Origin of the sequence: Enterococcus sp. C57, from assembly GCF_040887305.1 — a bacterium.
Classification (GTDB): Bacteria; Bacillota; Bacilli; order Lactobacillales; family Enterococcaceae; genus Enterococcus_B; species Enterococcus_B hirae.
Map to the genome: position 1 here is coordinate 15,035 of NZ_JBFOFP010000002.1, position 16,214 is coordinate 31,248.

The window sequence follows — 16,214 nt, forward strand, 5'->3', positions numbered from 1 at the left end:
TCATCTGCTAAAAACAACTAACTTAAGATCATTAAGTCAAACTAGTGATTCTTTAGATCGACTGTGTGAGCTATTCAAGCTTTATGGATAGAAGTACAAAGGTAGTACTTGAAAAATCACCTTAAAAAGTCCACAATAAGGAAGATAGAATTTATTGAGAAAAAGGATGATACTATTGACTGATAATCGCCCGATTGGTTTTATTGATTCAGGTGTTGGTGGATTGACGGTGGTCAAAGAAGCATTGAAACAATTACCAAATGAAAATATCTTATATGTTGGAGATACTGCCCGTTGCCCCTATGGTCCTAGACCGGCAGAACAAGTGATCGAATTTACTTGGGAAATGACGAATCATTTGGTGGAACAAAACATCAAAATGTTAGTGATTGCCTGTAATACTGCTACTGCGGTTGCTTTAGAAGAAATCAAGGCGGCACTTCCTATTCCAGTCATTGGTGTGATCTTACCTGGGACAAGAGCAGCTGTTAAACAAACAAGAAATAAACAAGTAGGGATTATCGGAACCCTCGGAACGATCAAAAGTCGTGCTTATGAAACAGCGCTGAAAACGAAGGTACCTGAACTTGCCGTGACTAGTTTGGCTTGTCCAAAATTCGTTTCGGTAGTGGAAAGTAATGAATATCATTCGTCAGTTGCAAAAAAAATCGTTGCCCAGACACTAGCGCCATTGGTTACTAAGAAAATCGATACATTAATATTGGGTTGTACCCATTACCCTTTGTTACGTCCGATTATCCAAAACGTTATGGGAGAAAGTGTAACATTAATCGATTCAGGTGCAGAGACTGTCGGGGAAGTTTCGATGTTGCTGGACTATTTTGAAATCAGCAATTCAGTCAGTGAGGGTCGGACGTTATGTCAATTCTATACGACTGGTTCAGCTAAGCTTTTTAAAGAGATTGCACAAGATTGGCTGATGCTCGATCAGTTGAATGTTGAGCATATTGAATTAGGAGGGAAATAACAGATGCGTCACGATGGAAGACAACCTCAGCAGTTAAGAAAAATAAAGATTGAAACAAATGTTTTTAAACATCCAGAAGGTTCTGTTATGATTCACTTTGGTGATACGATCGTCAATTGTTCTGCTACGATTGAAGAAAACGTTCCGCCATTTTTAAGAGAAACAGGAACTGGTTGGGTAACAGCAGAATATAGCATGTTGCCACGTGCGACTCATACTAGAAATCGAAGAGAAAGCAGCAAAGGAAAACTTTCAGGACGCACAATGGAAATCCAACGGTTGATTGGTCGTTCGTTAAGAGCGGTCGTTGATCTGAAAAAGTTAGGCGAACGTAGTATTATCATTGATTGCGATGTTTTGCAAGCAGATGGTGGGACAAGAACGGCTAGCATCACAGGAGCTTTTATTGCGTTAAAATTAGCAGTCGAAAAGTTACTTCAAACAAAAGTTTTACGTGAAGACCCAGTTATTGAACATTTAGCTGCTATCAGTGTTGGGATTTTACCCGATCAGACATGTGTGGCAGATTTAGATTATGAAGAAGATGCTGCAGCGCTAGTCGATATGAATCTAGTCATGACTGAATCTGGCAAATTTGTCGAGATTCAAGGAACTGGGGAAGAAGCAACCTTTGATGGAGAACAATTAAACGATCTGCTCTTTTATGGGAAAACGGCGATTGAGCAATTGATTCTTGAACAAAAAAATGTCTTGTTCGAGCAACGAGCAGAAAGAGAGGACGATTTGAAGACGATCGTTATTGCTACCAAAAATGCTGGGAAAGCAGAAGAATTTAAAGCGATGTTTGGCAAAGCAGGTTATGAAGTCAAAACATTGTTTGACTATCCTGAATTACCTGATGTAGAAGAAACTGGTTCAACGTTTGAGGAAAATGCTCGTCTGAAGGCGGAAACGATTGCTTATTTGTTGAATCAACCTGTATTAGCTGATGACTCTGGTTTGAAAGTAGATGCTTTAGGCGGCATGCCAGGGATCTACTCTGCACGATTTGCCGGCGAACACAAAAGTGACGCAGGAAACAATGCGAAATTACTTTATGAGATGACGGAGATTCCAGATGAGAAAAGAACGGCGCAATTTCATTGCACCTTGGTTTTTGCTGCACCGGATAAAGAAAGTCTAGTGGTGGAAGCGCAATGGCCAGGAAAAGTAGGAAGAATCCCAAGAGGAGACAACGGCTTTGGGTATGATCCACTATTTATTCCTGACGGTTCAACTGAAACTGCAGCCGAAATGTCAAGTGAAGAAAAAAACCAAGTCAGCCACCGGGCACAAGCAATGAAAAAATTGAGCCAAGTATGGCAAAGCTGGTTGGAAGGTGAAAACAAATGAAATATTTAGTTGTCAGTGATAACCATGGTGATCGGGAAATCTTAGCTGATCTAGTTGCTCGTTATCAAACGAAAGTGGATTTCTTCTTTCACTGTGGCGATTCAGAATTATCGCCAGAAGATCAATTGTGGACGCACTTCCATGTAGTCAAGGGAAATTGTGATTTCGGACCGGGATTTGTTGAAAAAGAGTGGGTTGATACTGGGAAAGATAAAATATTTATCACTCATGGACATTTGGCAAATGTTCGTTTTGGTCTTACTCAATTAGCGCTTGAAGCGCAAGCCAACCAAGCAACGATGGTCTTTTTTGGTCATACGCATCAAATTGGTTGTGAGGTAGTAGAAGGGGTCTTGTATTTGAATCCTGGAAGCATTTCGCAACCACGAGGACCGATCCAAATCCCTTCTTATGCCTTGATTGAACACAGTGGAGAACAAGTCAATGTTCAATATTATAATCGAGCGCATCAACCTGTCGAGGAACTGGCTTTCACTTTTTCCTTGTAAGCAAAAAATCTCTAATTTTTACTAAAATCTCGATTTTTTATATGAATTTTGCATCCGTTTTCGGTAAAATAATTATGTTGAAATGAAATTGAAATGGAGGCCCTCCAATGATTGGACCGATTGTAAGAGAGTTATTGCTACAAAATCGAGAGACTTTTTTGATCTCGGCTGAAAATGTAGCGAATGTCATGTATCAACATCCATTATCACATGGTTTGCTTGTTTTATCGAAAGTAGGTTATACGAAGATCCCTGTACTAGGAAAAGATGACCGTTTCGTGGGATTAGTTAGCTTATCTGATGTCGTCAATAAAATGATCGATCTACAAACGATCAGCATGGACCCATTAGAAGGACTAACCGTTGCAGATGTAATGGAAACGAATGTTGCAACGATCGATGAAAATTGGGAACTAGAAGAAGTTCTCCATTTATTAGTTGATTCACCTTTTCTACCGGTTGTTACAGAAGACAAAGTTTTTAAAGGGATCATTACTCGAAAAGAACTACTAAAGGCAGTCAACTATATGGTGCATGAATTGGAACGACGAAACATTGTTTCGCCTAAAGTCGAAGAATTAAAAGAAAAGTTAGACATCGTTAGTTAACGATTAAAGCAAAAAAGATTGAGACTGATTACACTTATTTCTCCATTAAGGTCATTTAATGGAAAGCGTAAGGAATCGTCTCACTCTTTTTTATTTCAAGCTGATCGGGCTGTTAGGAATGGTAAATCCTGCTGTTGTCAATTCTTTTACATAAGAACTCAAAAATTCTTCTTTCAAAACAAATTGTTTCCCATTCAAGGCATAACAAATGGTTCGAATCGCAAAATTACTGTTCCCTAAATCGACTAATCCAAAAATTGTTGGTTCAGTTTGTAAGTCGTCTTGGTATTTTTCAGCTAATCGTTGATTTACACGATCGATGATTTCGTAGATAGAATCATAGCCTTCTTCCGGCACGATGCGAATATCAAGTAGAACTTGCATATTCGCTCTGGATAGATTGCTGATAGTCGTGATGTTTCGATTGGGAATAAAGTGGACCGTACCGTCTACGGCTTTTAACTGTAACGTCCGAATACCGACAGAAGCCACTGTTCCTTCAATTGACAGATTCGCTAATTTTACATAATCTCCGACATCCATTTGTTGTTCCATAATAATGAAAAAGCCAGTAATCACATCACTCATAAAGCCTTGTGCGCCCAATCCAATTGCTACCCCAGCAATTCCCGCTCCTGCCAACAATGAACCAATCGGAACACCAATGACGGATAAAATCGCATAAATAAAGAAAAAACCCATCGTGTATTGGAAAATCGTATTTAACAGACTGTGTAACGTTTTTAAACGACTTTCATTCAAAACCGATTTCTTAGAATATTGTTTAAAAGATTTATCAATTAAATATTTTCCGACACGGTTGAGTATGGCAAATAAAAGAATTAAAAAAACTAAATAAAGTCCTTTTTGGATGAAGGTTGCAAAAATTGCATCCCAATCGATCGTATTCCAGAAACGTTGAAAAGCATTCACTTGGTGGACTGCTTGGTCAGTTAATGTTTCACCAGTGGAAGTGGTTGCTGTTGTCGCTAGTTGTAAAAACATAAGATCCCCTTTTCTAAAATATATACTCACTACTGTATTGTAACAAGAACGAGGGAAAAAGAAAATCAGCAAAACTGTTTCAAATTTCAGAAATTTTCCAAAAAATAAAATGACAAACCTCAAGGATAGTGCTAAAATATTCACAAAACAAAGATAGGTGGAATGAATATGCAATTGGATTGGAATAATTTAGGTTTCTCATATATCAAAACTCCTTGGCGTTACGTTGCAAAGTGGAAAGATGGTCAATGGGAAAAAGGAGAATTGACGGAAGACAACTATTTAACAATCCATGAAGGTTCTCCAGCGCTTCATTATGGACAACAATGCTTTGAAGGATTAAAAGCTTACCGAAGAAAAGATGGCAAGATCAATCTTTTTCGACCAGATCAAAACAGCCGTCGTTTGAATCAAAGTGCTAGACGGTTATTGATGCCGATGGTACCAGAAAAAATGTTCATTGAAGCTGTGAAAGACGTAGTCAAAGCGAACGAAGCATTTGTACCACCTTATGGAACAGGCGCAACATTATACTTACGTCCTTTTCTGATTGGTGTCGGTGAAAACATTGGTGTACACCCAGCGCCAGAGTACTTATTTGTCGTTTTCTGTACACCAGTTGGTGCTTACTTTAAAGGTGGTTTGAAACCAACGAACTTTATCGTATCAGAGTACGACCGGGCAGCACCTAATGGAACAGGGGCAGCAAAAGTAGGAGGGAACTATGCAGCTAGTCTGTTGCCAGGTACACAAGCGAAGGAATTAGATTATTCAGACTGCGTGTATTTAGATCCTGCTACTCACACGAAAATTGAAGAAGTCGGTGCAGCGAATTTCTTTGGTATTACTAAAGATGGGCAATTTATCACACCGCAATCGCCATCGATTTTACCGAGTATCACGAAATATTCACTCTTACAATTGGCTGAAGAGCGTTTAGGCTTAACTGCTGTCGAAGGGGATATCTTTATTGATCAATTAGATCAGTTTGCCGAAGCAGGAGCGTGTGGCACAGCAGCGGTCATCTCACCGATCGGAGGGATCTATTATCAAAATAACTTACATGTTTTCCATAGCGAAACAGAAGTTGGTCCTGTAACTAAACGATTGTATGATGAATTGACAGGGATCCAGTTTGGCGATGTAGAAGCGCCTGAGGGTTGGATCGAAGTAGTCGAATAAACAACAGTATAATCTAATAAAAAAGAGATGCTACGATTTCTAGGACAGATATAGATGATCTGTCCTAGTTTTTTTATAAATTAGTTTTACAAGCTTTCTTGCCACATACTACTTTAGAAGAGTTTATCCATCACCAAATAGAAGATACAATTTCACTCATATTAAAATATAAACTGTTTATATTTTAACAATCAATTGGCTTGTAATCTGCCGCATTAATCTAGATAGGCATATTTCATGCGTATCATTGTCTGGGTCTCATATTTTTTTAGGGATCAATAAAAATAAGACGACCCAATATTGATAAGCCTATCAATAGTAGGTCGTCGTTTAAAGTTTATTTGAAACCGGTGAGTTCGTTAGTGTTAAACGAATTTTCCGTTATCTTACTTAAATAAAAAGCGATTCGCGTTGTTTTAATGGGATGACTAAAGTAAATAGGGTTCTCTTAAGATAAGTGGACGCCTTTATCTACATAAACAATGTCGCCAATCATTCCGCTTGATAATGGGCTAATTAAAAAGGCACAGGCATTTCCGACTTCTTCGATCGTCACACCTTGTTGATCTGGTGTACGTGATTCAGATAATTGGATCAATTTTTGGTAATCTTTCACGCCAGTAACCGCTAATGTTTTGATCGCCCCAGCTGAAATACCGTTGACACGAATGCCTTTAGGAGATAGTTCTGCAGCTAAGTAACGGATGGCTGCTTCTAAAGATGCTTTTGCAATTCCCATCATGTTGTAGTTAGGAATAGCGCGTTCTGATCCTAAATAAGACATGCTTACAATTCCGCTGTTATGTGCTAGATACTTTTGTGCATATTTTGTTACAGCGATTAATGAATAGCTACTGATATCTTGCGCTAATTGATAGCCATCACGTGAGATATCGGATACGTTTCCTGATAATTCTTCTTTGTTTGCGTATGCGATCGCGTGTACTAGGCCGTGGATTTCTCCAGCATATTCGCCGATTGCATCCATTGCTTTTTCAATACTTTCATCACTTGATACATCACATTCCACCGTAAAGGCATCTTCGCCGACTAATTTAAGCAATGATTTTTTCATGCGTTCATTTTGATAAGTATAGATGATCTCAGCACCTTGTTTCATCATTGCTTCGGCACAACCCCAAGCAATACTTCGCTTATTTGCGACGCCCATAATGACGATTTTCTTTCCTTCTAAAAAAGACATATTGACACTCCTTTGATCTTAAAAAGATTTAATAGGTTGTATAATAAACAATAATTGCAAAATAATAACCTCTTGATTTTCTATTATTAGTCAAAATGCTTTGATTGTCAAACTATTTTTTTTAATAATAAAAAAAGATTGCTAAAAATTTAAGAATATGATACTTTGATAATCAAAGTAATAATCAAGGCAATTAGCCAAAAGAAGGAGTATATTATGTCTTACGTATTATCAGCTACTGAAGTAATGGATTTGATTCCCAATCGTTATCCAATATGCTATATCGATTATGTCGATACCTTAGAACCAGGAAAGAAAATCGTCGCAACGAAAAATGTAACAATCAATGAAGATTTCTTCCAAGGACACTTTCCTGATAATCCAGTAATGCCTGGTGCATTGATTCTAGAAACCTTAGCGCAAGCTGGATCGATTCTGATTTTAAAATCAGAAGAATTTTTAGGCAAAAGAGCGTATATCGGTGGGATTAACAAAGCGAAATTTCGCCAGAAAGTGGTTCCTGGTGACGTGATGAAATGTCATTTTGAAATCACAAAAATGAAGGGTGCAGTAGGGACCGCTTTATCTGCGGCTTATGTCGAGGATAAAAAAGTTTGTGAGTGTGAGTTTACTTTTATTGTGAACAAAGATGCTTAATTGGGTAAAGCGGCTTTTTTTATAAAAGCAGAATTTACAAGGACCCAGTTATCAGTAAAAGCCGAAGAACAGCGAAGGGCAATGGAGTACCTTTCGTTATTCTTCGGCTTTTACTTAATGATTCGTCTTATGATTCTTTCGCTTCTTGTAAGATATTGATTTTTTCAATTTTAACCGCTTCTTTTGGTTTATCTGAGGCATCTGTTTCAACCTCTGCGATTTTATCTACAACGTCCATTCCTTCGATGACTTGTCCAAAGACCGTATATTCACCATCTAAACTAGGATAGCCACCATTTTTATACGCATTGATGATTGCTTGAGGGTAATCATCTTTTAATAGTCCGTCATGCATATCATCTGAGTTTTGGACGATAAAAAATTGGCTCCCATTACTGTTAGGATCTTGGGCACGTGCCATGGATAAAGCTCCGCGGATGTTGTAAAGCTGGTTAGATATTTCAGTTTCAAATCCTTTGCCCCAAATACTTTCACCGCCAGTACCATCCCCTTTAGGATCGCCTCCTTGGATCATGAAATCTTTGATCACTCGGTGGAAAGTCAAGCCATCGTAATAGCCATCTTTAGCATGTGTCATAAAATTCTCAACTGCTTTAGGGGCCAATTCAGGGAATAATTTCATTTTGATTGTCCCTTTTGATGTGACCATCTCAACCAGATCTTCATTGGCAGCGACCTCATTGCTCAATTGAGGAAGAGGGAGTGCGTTTAAATCGACACTTTCTTTTGTACTGCTTTCCGTTGTTTTTTCTGTTGAACTTGTTGTTTCAGAAGTGTTTGTTTTTGGTTCACTTTGATTACACCCTGCTGCAAATAGTAGGGTTGCAACCAATCCCATACTTAAAAGAAGTTTTTTTGTTTTCATTTTTGGTTCCTTTCAAAGATAATCAGTTTGTTATCTATAATGATAACAAATAATGTTCAATTTACCTATTCTTTTTCTCATAATTTCTTCGTTTATGATCACTTTTCTCAAAGGTGTAGACCATTTAAAGCGATTTTGTTATAATGTAAGTGGATACAAAAAAGATTTTGGGAGGATTCAACTGATGGGAAAATTAGGTATTTCGATTTATCCGGAACGTTCAACGTTCAAAAAGGACAAAGCATATTTGGATTTAGCACATAAATATGGATTCAAACGTGTATTTACTAGCTTATTACAAATAGAAGATGACAAAGAGAAGGTTTTAGCTGATTTTTCTAAAGTTGTGGAATATGCAAACCAATTAGGAATGGAAGTTATGGTAGATATCAACCCAGCATTATTTGAACAATTAGGGATATCCTACGATGATCTTTCCTTTTTCCATAAGATGGGAGCGTACGGCATCCGTTTAGATATCGGGTTTACGGGAGCTGAAGAAGCAAAAATGACACGTAATCCATACGGTATTAAGATTGAGATCAATATGAGTTCTGGAACTAGTTATGTTGACAACATCATGAGTTATTCTCCGAATACTAATAATTTGTTAGGGTCTCATAATTTTTACCCTCATCGCTATTCTGGTTTGAGTTATGATCATTTTGTGTATTGCTCAGAAAAATTTAGAAATTATAATTTGAATACAATGGCATTCGTCAATTCTCAAACCGCTGATTTCGGACCATGGCCAACGCAAGACGGGTTGTGTTCGCTTGAAGATCATCGAAACTTAGAGATTTCTACACAAGTCAAGCACTTGATGCTTACGGGTTTGATCGATGATATTTCTATCGGCAATGCTTATGCGAGCGAGGAAGAACTAAAAGCGATGGCAGAAGCATTTAATGCAGATTATCCAACGTTGAAAGTAGATGTTGAAGAAGATATCACCGAAGATGAACGGATTTGTTTGTTTGATAATCTCCACAGCTATCGTGGTGATCGTTCAGAATATATCCTTCGATCAACAATGACACGAATCTACTATAAAGATAAACCATTCCCACCACATAATACCCGGGACATGTCTCGCGGGGATGTCTTGATTGATAATGTGGGGTATGACCAATACAAAGGTGAAACTCAAATTGCGCTAAAAGAGATGAAAAATGACGGTCGTGTGAATGTAGTCGGACGTATTTCAGAAGATGAATTGTTCTTATTAGACTTCTTAAAACCGTGGTCAAGTTTTAAAATGATCGAAAATAAAAAATAATGGTTCCTAACTTTTAAATTTTTTGTTTAAAAGCTAAGAACATCGGGGAAACTTCAAAGCCGGTTAATTCAACTGGTTTTGAAGTTTTTTTTGTAAAAATGATTGAAAAATTGATTAGTCTAAATAATTTGTCAAGATGTTATGTCTCTGAGATAACAAGACTGATCTTGATAGATTAGTTGTGTGAAGATGGTTTTTTTTACAACTATTTATAAATGAAATTTGAAGAGAAATGGGTGATGTGGAGCTTTATATTTACTCTTGGAAGGATTGCATCGAATAACTTCTTTGTTTATACTTAATCAAGAATTAGTATTAATAATGGAATAAGGAAGGAAAGCGATGAAACTTTTGACAAAAATAATAATCGGAATTGCTATTGTCGTGATAGTGGTTCTATTATTTGCAGGCAACTATTTTTATAATTATGCAGTTGTCCCATCAGAAAAGGATTTTTTAGAAAACGATACGCCGGGAACTTCTCAAACAACAAAAGAAAACGAGGCGACAAAGTGGTTCAATCAGAAAGAGAATCGCACTTACTGGTATCTAACATCAACAGATCATTTGAAATTGTCTGCGATCTATCTGCCAGCAGAAAAGAAAAGTGATAAAACAGTTATTGTTGCCCATGGTTATATGGGGAATGCAGAAACAATGGCAAATTATGCAAAAATGTTTCATGATTTAGGCTACAATGTGTTAGTTCCAGATGCTCGAGGCCACGGGCGTAGTGAAGGGGATTATATCGGATTCGGTTGGCCAGAGCGAAAAGATTACGTCCAATGGATCGATAAAATCTTAGCAGAAACAGGGCAGTCGCAACAAATCGTGCTTTATGGAGTAAGTATGGGTGCAGCAACTGTGATGATGACGAGCGGTGAGAAGCTACCAAATAACGTGAAAGCGATCATCGAAGACTGTGGGTATTCGTCAGTTGATGAAGAACTTGCATATCAACTAAAAGATATGTTCAACTTACCTTCTTTTCCATTGATCCAAGTGACTAGCTTGATTACAAAAATTCGAGCAGGGTATTTTTTTGGGGAAGCAAGTGCCGTTGATCAATTAACTAAAAATACGAAACCGATGTTATTTATCCATGGTGATGCGGATACATTCGTTCCCTATAATATGTTAGCAAAAGTATATGCTGCAACCAAGGGACCAAAAGAAAAATACGTGGTCAAGGGAGCCGAACACGCAAAAGCGTATCAAGCAGACCCAGAAAAGTATCAGCAAACCGTCAAAGAGTTTTTAGCAAAATATGTCCAATGAGTTGTTTGCTAATAGCTAATACAAAAATAATTTTAGGATTCTAATAGAGAGAACTCATTCTTTTTATTTACCGGCAGTCATCCGTTCACAATAGAAATATGGGTGACTGCTTACATATATAGTTGAGAATTTTACATAAATCAGACAAAAAAACGAACGAAAATCAAGAATAGGCAAAGAGGAACCTTTCTGTCATTATCGAAAAATACATTGTGAAGAATGAAAATAGAGAAAATGAATTTAGGAGCCTTTTTGACATAAAAACGGATATAAAATCGTTTCATGAAAAAAAGCGAATCAATCGCACGAAACGATTTTTATTATAAAAAATGATCTCAAGAAAGGGAGCGAAAAAATGCCACTGGCAAATAAACTAGAACTAGAACAAGCTTTGCGCGCACGATTATTAGTCAATTCAATATCCTCTAAAGATACTAAACATTCAATTGTGAACCGCACAAAACGTTTGTTCAAAAAAAACCTTCGATTGAAGTAAATAAGCAAGACAAATTTGGGAATTTCAAAATGTATGAACAATTTTTTGATCTTCCAGTTGGAGATATTCGGCATATTCCTGATTTGAATGAGACGAAAGCGATGTTTAAAGAGAATTTGAAAATTTGGGGTCATATGATCAACGGGAGTGCCGATCCTAACATAACAAGTTTAGTTGAAGAAAAAGGTCAGTTTACAATGTACGATTCATTCGAACGGAGTAGCGATGCTATCCAAGATACACAAAAAATAGAACAGGAACTTTTACACTTAAGTGGAGATGAAGCTCGTTTTCTCGTATTACCACTCCTAAGTGGGAGACCGTTACATAAAGAGGAAAAAGAGTTGATTAAAGACACCACTGAAAATGAGCCTATATATACTAGTTTAACAGGAGCAATTATCCAAAATCAAAAAAATAAATATCTCGTTACATTGGTGGCTTCGAATGACCAAGAGCTCACGATTCGCAAATACGCAGTCGATCAAGACAAAACCAAAGAGTTAGCCAATCTATTGGGCACGCCTTTACACTCTAGCCATGTGAATGAGACTACACTAGTGGATAAATTTGAGAATCTTAGGAATAAACAAGAAATAAAAGAAACGGCAAAGAATATATCACATTCAAAAAAATTTCATTTCTTACTTCCGCAACTATATTACACCGTTGACTACATTTTTTATGGGAATGCTATTGATCAAATTCATGAGGATGTTCAAAAGAACGGTCAAATACAAGATCAGAAGGGGAAGGCAATTGATGAACAAACGAAGCCCCCAATGGATTACTTCAATCTTACACCAGCAACTCAACAAAATAATCATAAACGTTTGATGAATGAGTTTCATTACGCAGCACTTAAGAGGATGAACCAATTACAATATTCGGAAGATCTTCTTCATTCGATGGTTATTGTACATAATAAAACTGAACAAGTGGAAAATATGGATAAGAATTGGAAAACAAAAATTGAAGATACAATACTCACAACTTCTCAACAAAGAAAATCGCCGTATAGACAAGATTCAGTAGAAGTAGAAGACAGAGGGATTTACCTAGCTGAGCTGCGGGAACCAAAAGAAATATTTGAGAAAGCAGAAGAACAATTAAAACAGTCAAGAGGGATTGTTCTGCCAAATGAAGTGGCAGCAATTAGCCGTTCACTTCAATATAGTAAGTATTATCAGTTAGAAAAAAATTCGATTGTACAAGAACTCTCTCGATTAATGCCAGGCGATCCAACTTCTTTTCTAGTTACTTCTCATGATATTCAGATCAAGTTGAAGGACAAGGGTCCTCATGAAAAACAGAATCTTGGTTGTGTGATACGGAAAAATACTTTCGGGAACTTTATCGTTTCAGTGGTTGATCCCACAGGTTACTATCAAAAAAGAACGCAAGTAAATGGTCTGTTACCTTGTGTACATGAATTTGAAATTTCTAAATCTAACCTATCAGAACTAGCACAAGCACTCAATAAGCGCAACGATAAGAACAAAAGTGACTTTATCCTTCAAAGGGATTTATCTTTAATTAGCAATGGAGGAAAAGTTACAGATTATATCATTGATCAAAGTGCTTATTTAAAATCAAAACAGGGATTTCATCATTTTTCTGCCGCAGTAGATTTTGCTATTTTTTCAAGTACAATGCAGTTAGGGCGTTATGTTTATATTAATGATCTTGAGAAATTGAGTGGAAAAAATACAGAGTTAGCGAATAATTTAGGAGAAGAAAGAGCATTGAAAATAGCTTATCCAGAACACTTTGCTCAAAAGAAAGTGAAAAAAACACGAGCTAGTAATTCGCAAATAAGGGATGTTTATAAAAATTCTATCTTTGATCAAGAGAGATGACAAGGTTTACCATCACTCGTTCTTTTTGAATCAGTTTAGAAGAACTAGACAAAGAGACCGTTTGAACCACTCAACGAGTCGTTCAAACGGTCTCTATTTTCTATCTTTGAAAACATGTGATTTTTTGGTGATTAAAGATTGGCAAATTTTTCCAACAAACGGATCATTTGGCAAGTGAAACCATATTCATTGTCATACCAAGCAACGGTTTTTACGAGTTGGTAATCGCCAGCCGTTGTGACTTCTGTTTGAGTTGGATCGAAAATCGAACCTTGTGTGGTACCGATTACGTCACCAGAGACGATTTGACGATCATCGTAACCAAATGATGGATTGTCTTCGGTATGTTTCTTGATCGCTTCGTTCACTTGTTCAGCGGTCACTTTTGTTTTTAAAATGGAAACTAGTTCTGTTAATGAACCATCCACTACAGGTACTCGTTGTGCGTGACCTTGCAATTTCCCTTGAAGCTCTGGAATAACTAAGCCAATTGCTTTTGCCGCACCTGTTGAGTGAGGGATCGTGTTGTCAGCTGCTGATCGAGCTGCCCGTAAATTTCCACCTTTTACTGGTCCGTCTAATAACATTTGTGTAGAAGTATAAGCATGAACGGTAGTCATAGTCCCCACTTCGATACCAAATTCATTATTTAAGAAATAAGCCATCGGTGCTAAACAGTTTGTCGTACAAGAGCCTGCCGAAATGATTTTATCATTAGCATCTAACGTATCATCATTTACATTGTATACGATAGTTTTCATTGCACCAGCAGGAGCAGAGATCACTACACGTTTTACCCCAGCGTTCAAATGGGCTTGTGCTTTTTCTTCCGAAGTATAAAAACCAGTACATTCCAGTACGATATCGACCCCGTTTTCTTTAACCCAAGGGATTTTACTTGCATCTGGTTCAGCATAGACACGCGTTTCTTCACCATCTACTACGATTGAGTCTTCTGTTGCAGTAACTGTACCGGGATAGGTTCCATGAGTTGAATCAAATTGTAGCAACTGTGCCAACATTGTTGGGCTAGTTAAGTCATTGATTGCTACGACTTCAATATCATCAGATACTTCTTTGATTCGGCGGAAAGCTAAACGTCCAATACGTCCAAATCCGTTAATACCTACTTTTACTGTCATAATCAAAAGTTCCTCCTTTAGTGATATTGAGGGTGCAAACTTCGCATCCTTGATTAATACACTGTCATTTTCCTCCTGTTCACAAAATTTGTCAAAAAAAGATACTTACAAAAGTAAAGTGATAAAATGGTCTGAGAGGTGAAAAGCACTAGGAGATCTTTGAAACAATTTCCTTAAGTAGAATAGAAAAAATGAACAAAACCTGGAAAGTTTAATTGAAACGATAGACAAAATAGCTTTTGACCGATAAAATAAATAAGACTTTTGTTTATTGTGGAAATTCAGGCAGTCAAATGAATAATAGATAATTAAAATAGGAGGACTTAAAGATGTCCATGTTTTTAGATCAAGTAACCATCGATGTGAAGGCCGGTAAAGGCGGCGACGGAATGGTCGCTTTTCGCAGAGAAAAATATGTACCTGATGGAGGACCTGCTGGTGGTGACGGCGGTCGTGGCGGTGACGTCATTTTGATCGTTGATGAAGGTTTACGTACATTAATGGATTTTCGTTTCAATCGCCATTTTAAAGCACAGCCAGGAGAAAACGGAATGAGTAAAGGGATGCACGGTCGGGGTTCAGAAGATACTTATGTAAAAGTCCCTCAAGGAACGACTGTCCGTGATGCTGAAACAGGCGCTTTGTTAGGCGATTTGATTGAAAATGGTCAAACCTTAGTCGTTGCTAAAGGCGGTCGAGGGGGACGAGGAAACATCCGCTTTGCTTCTCCACGAAACCCAGCACCAGAAATTGCAGAAAACGGCGAACCAGGTCAGGAACGCAGAATCGAATTAGAACTAAAAGTCTTGGCTGATGTTGGGCTGGTTGGCTTTCCATCTGTAGGTAAATCAACGCTGCTTTCAGTTATTTCTTCTGCTCGTCCTAAAATCGGCGCGTACCATTTCACGACATTAGTACCAAATCTTGGTATGGTAACAACTAGCGATGGACGCAGTTTTGCAGCAGCGGACCTTCCTGGATTGATTGAAGGAGCTTCTCAAGGTGTTGGCTTAGGAACGCAGTTTTTACGTCATATCGAACGTACTCGTGTTATTTTACATGTGATTGATATGAGTGGGATGGAAGGCAGAGATCCTTACGAAGACTATTTGGCGATCAACCATGAATTGTCTACTTATAATCTTCGTTTATTGGAACGACCTCAAATAATTGTAGCCAATAAAATGGACATGCCAAACGCAGAAGAAAATTTGAAAAAATTCAAAGAGCAGCTTAATAAAGAAAAAACAGATGAATTTGCAGACGATATGCCGATTTTTCCAGTTTCAGGGGTAACAAGAAAAGGCATTGATCCATTGCTGAATGCGACAGCGGATCTTCTAGAAGTAACACCAGAGTTTCCGTTATATGATGAAGAAATCGAAGAAGAAACAGTTCAATATGGATTCAATCCAGAAGGGCCAGAATTTAAAATCGATCGCGATCCTGATGCTACTTGGATCTTATCAGGAGAAAAAATTGAGAAACTATTCCAAATGACGAATTTCGATCACGATGAAACTGTTATGCGTTTTGCTCGTCAGTTGAGAGGAATGGGCGTTGACGAAGCTTTACGTGCTCGTGGAGCAAAAGATGGCGATCTAGTGAGAATCGGTGAATTTGAATTTGAGTTTGTCGAATAAGATTACCTATGTTCATGAAAAGAGCCCATGTTAACACTCAATATCAACAAAGCGTCAAACCAGAAAAATGGTTTGGCGCTTTTTTGGTTTAAGCAATGGTAGGATTTGTCTTTTGGTAAAAATTT

The 16,214-nt window shown here is 37.6% G+C and carries 15 protein-coding genes; 11 read left to right on the forward strand and 4 right to left on the reverse strand.

Annotation, left to right across the window (positions count from 1 at the left end; genetic code table 11):
* Positions 1-166 precede the first annotated feature (166 nt).
* The 4 genes from racE (at position 167) to cbpB (ending at position 3,458) form a co-directional block, all read left to right on the forward strand.
* Entirely contained in the window at positions 167-988 is an 822-nt protein-coding gene (racE, locus tag AB5M32_RS02000) for a glutamate racemase (RefSeq protein WP_207432275.1), read from the forward strand.
* Between the two features lie 3 nt (positions 989-991).
* On the forward strand, positions 992-2,341 hold the full coding sequence (gene rph / locus AB5M32_RS02005; RefSeq protein ID WP_010737495.1) for a ribonuclease PH: 1,350 nt from the start codon (positions 992-994) through the stop codon (positions 2,339-2,341).
* Positions 2,338-2,850, forward strand: coding sequence for a metallophosphoesterase (locus AB5M32_RS02010; protein ID WP_010737496.1), 513 nt, complete (start codon positions 2,338-2,340; stop codon positions 2,848-2,850). Before rph ends, AB5M32_RS02010 begins: the two co-directional genes overlap by 4 nt.
* Positions 2,851-2,957: 107 nt before the next feature.
* Positions 2,958-3,458, forward strand: a complete 501-nt coding sequence (cbpB, locus tag AB5M32_RS02015) for a cyclic-di-AMP-binding protein CbpB (RefSeq protein WP_010719279.1) — start codon at positions 2,958-2,960, stop codon at positions 3,456-3,458.
* A gap of 90 nt (positions 3,459-3,548) precedes the next feature.
* Here the strand turns inward: cbpB and AB5M32_RS02020 are convergent, their stop codons facing one another.
* Positions 3,549-4,463: a mechanosensitive ion channel family protein gene (locus AB5M32_RS02020; RefSeq protein WP_034697771.1), complete on the reverse strand. Its 915-nt coding sequence runs from the start codon at positions 4,461-4,463 to the stop codon at positions 3,549-3,551.
* A gap of 168 nt (positions 4,464-4,631) precedes the next feature.
* Between AB5M32_RS02020 and AB5M32_RS02025 the strand changes: the two genes are divergently transcribed.
* Positions 4,632-5,645: a branched-chain amino acid aminotransferase gene (locus AB5M32_RS02025; RefSeq protein ID WP_010719277.1), complete on the forward strand. Its 1,014-nt coding sequence runs from the start codon at positions 4,632-4,634 to the stop codon at positions 5,643-5,645.
* Between the two features lie 448 nt (positions 5,646-6,093).
* Here the strand turns inward: AB5M32_RS02025 and fabI are convergent, their stop codons facing one another.
* Positions 6,094-6,849 (reverse strand): enoyl-ACP reductase FabI, encoded by a 756-nt coding sequence (fabI, locus tag AB5M32_RS02030; RefSeq protein ID WP_010719275.1) that lies wholly within the window; start codon positions 6,847-6,849, stop codon positions 6,094-6,096.
* 216 nt (positions 6,850-7,065) lie between these two features.
* Here fabI and fabZ point away from each other — a divergent pair, with 216 nt between their 5' ends.
* Positions 7,066-7,506, forward strand: coding sequence for a 3-hydroxyacyl-ACP dehydratase FabZ (gene fabZ / locus AB5M32_RS02035; protein ID WP_010719274.1), 441 nt, complete (start codon positions 7,066-7,068; stop codon positions 7,504-7,506).
* A gap of 127 nt (positions 7,507-7,633) precedes the next feature.
* On the opposite strand, the gene AB5M32_RS02040 is transcribed toward fabZ, so the two are convergent.
* Positions 7,634-8,392 (reverse strand): peptidylprolyl isomerase, encoded by a 759-nt coding sequence (locus tag AB5M32_RS02040; protein WP_010719273.1) that lies wholly within the window; start codon positions 8,390-8,392, stop codon positions 7,634-7,636.
* Between the two features lie 184 nt (positions 8,393-8,576).
* On the opposite strand from AB5M32_RS02040, the gene AB5M32_RS02045 reads away from it, so the two are divergent.
* The 4 genes from AB5M32_RS02045 to AB5M32_RS02060 all read left to right on the forward strand — a co-directional run bounded on the left by AB5M32_RS02045 (position 8,577) and on the right by AB5M32_RS02060 (position 13,304).
* A complete protein-coding gene (locus AB5M32_RS02045) occupies positions 8,577-9,671 on the forward strand; it encodes a DUF871 domain-containing protein (protein ID WP_010719272.1) in 1,095 nt (364 codons plus the stop codon).
* A gap of 342 nt (positions 9,672-10,013) precedes the next feature.
* Positions 10,014-10,949 carry an alpha/beta hydrolase gene (locus AB5M32_RS02050; RefSeq protein WP_368024266.1) on the forward strand — a complete coding sequence of 312 codons (936 nt, stop codon included), beginning with the start codon at positions 10,014-10,016 and terminating at the stop codon, positions 10,947-10,949.
* Between the two features lie 355 nt (positions 10,950-11,304).
* A complete protein-coding gene (locus AB5M32_RS02055; RefSeq protein WP_010719270.1) occupies positions 11,305-11,445 on the forward strand; it encodes a hypothetical protein in 141 nt (46 codons plus the stop codon).
* 29 nt (positions 11,446-11,474) lie between these two features.
* On the forward strand, positions 11,475-13,304 hold the full coding sequence (locus AB5M32_RS02060; RefSeq protein WP_368024267.1) for a hypothetical protein: 1,830 nt from the start codon (positions 11,475-11,477) through the stop codon (positions 13,302-13,304).
* Between the two features lie 131 nt (positions 13,305-13,435).
* Here AB5M32_RS02060 and gap read toward each other — a convergent pair whose 3' ends face one another.
* Positions 13,436-14,446, reverse strand: coding sequence for a type I glyceraldehyde-3-phosphate dehydrogenase (gap, locus tag AB5M32_RS02065; RefSeq protein ID WP_010719268.1), 1,011 nt, complete (start codon positions 14,444-14,446; stop codon positions 13,436-13,438).
* Positions 14,447-14,775: 329 nt separating this feature from the next.
* Between gap and obgE the strand changes: the two genes are divergently transcribed.
* The gene (gene obgE, locus AB5M32_RS02070) at positions 14,776-16,089 is read left to right on the forward strand and encodes a GTPase ObgE (RefSeq protein WP_010719267.1); all 1,314 of its coding nucleotides are present in this window, start codon (positions 14,776-14,778) and stop codon (positions 16,087-16,089) included.
* Positions 16,090-16,214 lie beyond the last annotated feature (125 nt).

Bases quoted from the DNA above. Each gene is read 5' to 3' on its own strand.
- AB5M32_RS02055 (WP_010719270.1), top strand. From the start codon at position 11,305: ATGCCACTGGCAAATAAACTAGAACTAGAACAAGCTTTGCGCGCACGA.
- AB5M32_RS02060 (WP_368024267.1), top strand. From the start codon at position 11,475: ATGTATGAACAATTTTTTGATCTTCCAGTTGGAGATATTCGGCATATT.
- obgE (WP_010719267.1), top strand. From the start codon at position 14,776: ATGTCCATGTTTTTAGATCAAGTAACCATCGATGTGAAGGCCGGTAAA.
- AB5M32_RS02020 (WP_034697771.1), bottom strand. From the start codon at position 4,463: ATGTTTTTACAACTAGCGACAACAGCAACCACTTCCACTGGTGAAACA.
- AB5M32_RS02010 (WP_010737496.1), top strand. From the start codon at position 2,338: ATGAAATATTTAGTTGTCAGTGATAACCATGGTGATCGGGAAATCTTA.
- AB5M32_RS02025 (WP_010719277.1), top strand. From the start codon at position 4,632: ATGCAATTGGATTGGAATAATTTAGGTTTCTCATATATCAAAACTCCT.
- cbpB (WP_010719279.1), top strand. From the start codon at position 2,958: ATGATTGGACCGATTGTAAGAGAGTTATTGCTACAAAATCGAGAGACT.
- AB5M32_RS02050 (WP_368024266.1), top strand. From the start codon at position 10,014: ATGAAACTTTTGACAAAAATAATAATCGGAATTGCTATTGTCGTGATA.
- rph (WP_010737495.1), top strand. From the start codon at position 992: ATGCGTCACGATGGAAGACAACCTCAGCAGTTAAGAAAAATAAAGATT.
- fabZ (WP_010719274.1), top strand. From the start codon at position 7,066: ATGTCTTACGTATTATCAGCTACTGAAGTAATGGATTTGATTCCCAAT.
- gap (WP_010719268.1), bottom strand. From the start codon at position 14,446: ATGACAGTAAAAGTAGGTATTAACGGATTTGGACGTATTGGACGTTTA.
- racE (WP_207432275.1), top strand. From the start codon at position 167: ATGATACTATTGACTGATAATCGCCCGATTGGTTTTATTGATTCAGGT.
- AB5M32_RS02045 (WP_010719272.1), top strand. From the start codon at position 8,577: ATGGGAAAATTAGGTATTTCGATTTATCCGGAACGTTCAACGTTCAAA.
- fabI (WP_010719275.1), bottom strand. From the start codon at position 6,849: ATGTCTTTTTTAGAAGGAAAGAAAATCGTCATTATGGGCGTCGCAAAT.
- AB5M32_RS02040 (WP_010719273.1), bottom strand. From the start codon at position 8,392: ATGAAAACAAAAAAACTTCTTTTAAGTATGGGATTGGTTGCAACCCTA.